The organism is Pseudomonas sp. NPDC087817 (assembly GCF_044742875.1).
GTDB lineage: Bacteria > Pseudomonadota > Gammaproteobacteria > Pseudomonadales > Pseudomonadaceae > Aquipseudomonas.
On sequence record NZ_JBIUVJ010000187.1, the window covers coordinates 1 to 1,078 of the forward strand.

Sequence of the window (1,078 nt, forward strand, 5' to 3'; positions counted from 1 at the left end):
CGCACTAGAGCACCAGTAAGCTTCGCGGTTTCCACGCTTTCCGGGGGTGATTCGTCGCTCAGGCGATGGTCAAAAGCCTTCAACCGGATACGGAGTTGCTGATTGTGCATTGGATTTCAGACTCCGGCTGCTATTCCCACCGGGCGCAATACGCCCGTTAAAAGGAGGCGCAATTCTATAGACGCCCCAGATAGGTGTCAACCCAATAAAAAAGCCCCCGCTGAGCGGGGGCTTTTTCAATCCATCAAGCTAACTCTATAAAAGAGATTACTCGATGATTTTGGCTACGACGCCAGCGCCGACGGTACGACCGCCTTCACGGATAGCGAAACGCAGACCGTCTTCCATCGCGATGGTTTTGATCAGGGTAACAGTCATCTGAATGTTGTCACCTGGCATTACCATTTCAACGCCTTCTGGCAGCTCGCAGTTACCAGTCACGTCAGTAGTACGGAAGTAGAACTGTGGACGGTAGCCGTTGAAGAACGGAGTGTGACGACCGCCTTCTTCCTTGCTCAGAACATAAACTTCTGCAGTGAACTTGGTGTGCGGCTTAACCGAACCCGGCTTAACCAGAACCTGACCACGCTCAACGTCGTCACGCTTGGTACCACGCAGCAGAACGCCGCAGTTCTCGCCAGCACGACCTTCGTCGAGCAGCTTGCGGAACATTTCAACGCCGGTGCAAGTGGTAACAGTAGTGTCACGCAGACCAACGATTTCCAGCGGATCCTGAACGCGAACGATACCGCGCTCGATACGACCAGTCACAACAGTACCGCGACCCGAGATCGAGAATACGTCTTCGATTGGCATCAGGAATGGCTTGTCGATCATACGAACTGGTTCTGGGATGTAGGTATCCAGAGTCTCAACCAGCTTACGAACGGCAGTGGTGCCCATTTCGTTGTCGTCTTTACCTTCCAGAGCCATACGAGCCGAACCGATGATGATCGGAGTGTCGTCGCCTGGGAAGTCATAGGTGGACAGCAGGTCGCGAACTTCCATCTCAACCAGTTCCAGCAGCTCAGCGTCGTCTACCATGTCAGCCTTGTTCAGGAAAACCACGATGTACGGA

At 53.5% G+C, this 1,078-nt stretch carries 1 protein-coding gene and 1 pseudogene; both read right to left on the minus strand.

Annotated elements, in window-relative coordinates:
- Positions 1–110 (minus strand): annotated as a pseudogene (rpsJ, locus tag ACIONG_RS30605) (30S ribosomal protein S10); the annotation flags it as partial.
- 157 nt (positions 111–267) lie between these two features.
- A partial coding sequence (locus ACIONG_RS30610) for an elongation factor Tu (RefSeq protein WP_401304782.1) occupies positions 268–1,078 on the minus strand: 811 nt, incomplete at its 5' end.